Genomic DNA, 4704 nt, shown 5'->3' on the forward strand with positions numbered 1-4704 from the left:
AGATGTGTTCACGTATTTATATCCGTGAGTATCATTCACAGCCATTAGATCCGCTGAAGTCTTATTCTTCAAATGGTCTTGTATTAATAGCACAACAATAATACTTGTCGAGTCACACTAATATAATGTGTCTACACCGACTCAACAGGCGCCGGCGGGGAGTTCTGGGATAAACTCGCTATCAACACTTGAGCAAGTCGTACTTATTCTGTTAGGCATCACAGCCGCAACACACCTATATGCTGGTGTTGTAGAGGGAGCGCCGCCGGTACTTCTTGCTGGTGTTGGCTTCATCGGGGGAATGCTCCTGTACACACGGGGTGTCCGTCGCCATGGTCTCGCTATCGCCGCGATTCCGTATACAGCTGTCCAGATCCCACTGTGGTATATCGCCAAGGCGGGGAACTTCACTCTCGTCGGGTATGTCGATAAAATCGTTCAGATTGTGCTTGTTGTGGCGCTTGTCGCTCTTGTCTTCCGACAACGCGACGCATGAGCCACTTAAGCTGGTGTTAAGTTAGAGGATGAGGCCGACGATTTTGAGTGCCTATGCCAGAGTTCGACCGCCTCAGCTAGGTGGGCCTTCACATAAGTGCGTACAGCTTCCGCCAGCATGCCTCCTTGAAATGGAGCTTCTCCTTTGCCGACCGGACCTGGTCGTTGACCGTCTGCGGGCTTGCCTTTCGATCATCAGCCCACGAAGACTGCCGAGTCGAGTAGAGCGCCTGTGTCATCCAGTAGTCCAAGGTCTCAGCGAGTGACTAGAGTTCGTTCGCCAGCACGGCGAGTTCGACCGTCGTAATCTGCCGACCGATGTCGACCGCAGTCAGCTTCTCTTGATAGTCGTTGATCGCTCGTCAGCCGTCTTCGATCTTGAACTCCAAATTAATGACGCACTTCCCATCCGCCCCGTAGACGAATCCCACATCCACAAACCGTTCTCCGCCGATCCGGCGACGGGTGTGGATAGCGAAGTGAGGAACCGAGTTGTCTCGTACCTCCTCTACAATGGGTCGTCGTCGAACTTAGCCGCTGGGTTACACACGGACACTTTCACTCAACTCCGATGTGATCGGCTGCGAATACATCTCCCACGAAAACTTTGATTATCAACTGTGGCCCGTTCTCCTCAGATAATAAACAATATACAACCAATAGTACATTCACTAATATTCATTATTAATTGGTTTGTATACTCAGTAAACTATGGTAGAACCACCCATAGAGTACGAGCAGTTTGAGGAGGGACGCCATGTCAATTACTGGGATCTCAACCCCGTTCTACAGGAAGAAGCGAGGCGACTCTATCCAGATGACGAATTCGGGTGGGCGGAGGAGAAACTCCAAGAATTCGGCCATATTGTCGGTCACACTATCGCAGACAACGCAGACCGAATCGACAGACACGGGCCGACACTCCAATCACACGACAAGTATGGGAAGTTGCTAAACCAAGTTGAGTACCACCCCGATCAGCTTGAGAACGAACGACTCATCTATGAACATGGAATCGTCGCTGATGCATTCAAGCCACCGGAAGGACGAGATGAACCAGTTGGGTTACTCCACACCTTGACTGAGCAACTACTTCTTTCGTATGCCGACACGGGACTTGTCTGCGCGCAGTCCATGACGGCAGGAGTCGCGCTGACATTGCGAAATCACGACCATACGGAAGACTACACCGAGTATCTGGACCAGCTTGCGTCCACCGACTATGAGACCGTCATCGAAGGTGCGATGTTCCTCACCGAGGAGCAAGGCGGAAGTGATGTCGGGGCGGCCGAAACAGATGCTGAGCCTGTGGTGGCGCCGCACCAGGCAACTGAATCATCAGCTGCTCAAGCCAAAGCCACTCAAGACGGTGGTGAGTTACAGACGCGAGAGTACAAATTGACCGGAGAGAAATGGTTCTGTTCGAACATCGACGCTCAGGGGACTTTGGCCCTTGCTCGACGTCCCGACGCGCCCGATGGTACAAGGGGGCTTTCGCTATTTCTTGTTCCACACGAATTGCCGTCAGGAGAGTTGAACGAACAGCGATATCGGCGGCTCAAAGACAAACTCGGCACAGAGAGCGTCCCTACTGGTGAAGTCGAATTCGACGGTACCACTGGTTATCTCGTTGGTGAGCCCGAGCGCGGGTTCAAGTACATGACGACGATGGTGAACTGGGAGCGAGTGACTAATTCTGTGGGTGCTGTCGGCATCATCGGACGATTGTTGCTTGAGAGCAAGGTCAAAGCAGCGAATCGGGATGCGTTTGGACAGGCGATTCAAGACTTCCCGCTTATGCAGCGCGACTTGGTGGAGATGGCTGTTGACCACGAGGCTACGTTGACTTTCGCAATGGAAGCTGCCCGATGGTTGGACAGATACGAGCGTGATCACGGTGATGACGACGCATTCCAGTTGATGCGACTGCTGGTTCCGGTCTCCAAGCACGTCACGACGCGGAAAGCCGTCGAAACTGCGTCATATGCCATGGAAATCCAGGGTGGAAACGGATATGTCGATGATTTCGTCACCCACCGCCTGTACCGCGATGCACAGGTCCTACCAATCTGGGAGGGGACGGCGAACATCCTCTCACTTGATGTGCTGCGAGCCATGGAGAAAGAGGCCGCACACGAGGCATTGCTACCGCTCGTCTCGGGATATCTAGACAACGTCGAGCATCCGTATCTCCAACCGCTCGCAGAAACGGTACAAGCGGAGTTTGAACAATTACAAGAAGCGCTGCTCGGACTGGCCACGACAGACGACGAGTCCGCACAATATGCCGCAAAGGACGTCACTGAGTACATCTATGACGTCGTCACGGCCAGTATTCTCCTAAGTCGGGCACAAGAACACTTGGACGACGGTGACGCTCGCAAAGCAATCGTTGCGAACCTATTTGTCGAGCGCGAGTTGGCGTCCGATTCGCCTGGCGTGCAGACTGATGCGACTCCCGCGATGGAGTACTTCGACGCAATTGTCCAGTACGACAGTCTCGACGATACGAAACTTCCAGAACAACCAGTTACAACCTAACAATGTACACCATACCCTCAGTCCTCGACAGAGCGCGCACGCTGTTCCACAACAGTACCGTCTCCGACGGGGCCAGTGAAACGACGTACGAACAGGCATACGAGAATGCCCAGAGACTAGCAGGTGGGCTTGCGGATCGCGGGGTAGATGCTGGGACTGTCGTCGCAGTCGCTGACTGGAATACGCCCAAATTTTTCGAATTGCTGTACGCTATCACTGGAATGGAAGCGATCATCTACCCGGTGAATCTGAATCTCCCACCCGAGCAAATCGGATACACGCTGGAGAAATCAGATTCGACCCATCTGATCTACTCTGATGACTTCGAAGCACTCGCCCAGCAATTCCCAGGCGAAACGCTACATACTGATGACCTCGAAGAAAGTGACCCAGTTACTCTCGACGTTGAGGAAGATACCCCAGCAGTTATGCTGTTCACCTCAGGCACGACTGGTAAACCCAAGCCGGTCAGATACACCCACGAGCAATTCATCCACGGTGGCGTGAGTATCGCACACCAACTGACCGAATACGACACACCAGCCTCGCTGTCAGGAGAGGACACCCTGTTACCCAGTATCCCGATGTTCCACCTACTGGCTTGGGGATCCCCGGTCATCGCGCCGTATCTTGGCACAGACCTACTGATGACAGGCCAATACGACCCGGAAACAGTCGGGTCGCTGGTTGAAGACGGCGAGGCAACTTGGACGAACATGGTCCCGACGATGGCACGCCAGTTGCTGGAAACAGATTACTCTCTTGACGGCCTCAAGGTGTTGACCGGTGGTAGCACGATCCAGCGTGATCTGGTCTCCCAGTTCCGCGAGCACGATATCGAATTCTCGACGATCTATGGCGGGACAGACATGCTCGCCGCCTCGATATCGATTTGGAGTGACGAGGCTCGGGACGAGGGAGGGTATGAGTATCTGCGCCGGGTGACTCACCCAGTACCATTCGGCGAATTCCAACTCGTACACCGAGAGGGTATGGAAGATGATATGGGTGAAATTCAATTTCGGGCACCGTGGCTCCCCGACGGCTATTACAAACTGCCAGAAAAGACTGCAGACGCCTTCGTCGACGGTTGGTTCAACACGGGAGACATCGGGCGACGGATGCCAGATGGTGGAATTCGGATTCTCGACCGCGTCGATGACACGATAAAGAGTGGCGGAGAGTGGATTCCATCAAGCATTCTCGAATCGATTATCGTAGACACGACAACCGTCGCCAACGCCGCTGTTCTCGGGAAACCCGACGATGAATGGGGCGAACGGCCAGTTGCCGCTGTAACACCAGTTGACGATACATTCGAGAAAGAATCGGTATATGACCAACTAACGAAGGCAGTCGAAAAGGGACAAATCAACGACTGGTGGATTCCCGATGAGATATTCACATTAGACGAGCTCCCGTTAACCAGCACAGGCAAAATCCAAAAGGAGACCCTCCGAGAGAGGTTGGATTTGAAACACTCTTAACACCCCACCCATTCGTTGTAGTTTAACGCCTCACGCCAGCGCCGTCTGCTGATTTGAATATCGTTGGGACTACCTGTCAGAGAAACCCGGTGGCTGCTGTGAGTTACGAACCACCGGATTCAGTGATTGTCGACCGGATCAAAAGAGCGTTTCCCTCTGAGGAGTTGCGCGAGCGCGCTCG

At 53.4% G+C, this 4704-nt stretch carries 3 protein-coding genes; all 3 read left to right on the forward strand.

The genetic code is table 11. The features are described from left to right. The first annotated feature begins 127 nt into the window (after positions 1-127). Positions 128-496: a hypothetical protein gene (locus Z052_RS21045; protein WP_241897965.1), complete on the forward strand. Its 369-nt coding sequence runs from the start codon at positions 128-130 to the stop codon at positions 494-496. Between the two features lie 710 nt (positions 497-1206). Beyond that, on the forward strand, positions 1207-3036 hold the full coding sequence (locus Z052_RS14745) for an acyl-CoA dehydrogenase family protein (RefSeq protein WP_094519922.1): 1830 nt from the start codon (positions 1207-1209) through the stop codon (positions 3034-3036). Positions 3037-3038: 2 nt separating this feature from the next. After that, the gene (locus Z052_RS14750; RefSeq protein WP_094519923.1) at positions 3039-4523 is read left to right on the forward strand and encodes an AMP-binding protein; all 1485 of its coding nucleotides are present in this window, start codon (positions 3039-3041) and stop codon (positions 4521-4523) included. Positions 4524-4704 lie beyond the last annotated feature (181 nt).

Origin of the sequence: Halorubrum sp. C191 (genome assembly GCF_002727095.1) — an archaeon.
GTDB lineage: Archaea > Halobacteriota > Halobacteria > Halobacteriales > Haloferacaceae > Halorubrum > Halorubrum ezzemoulense.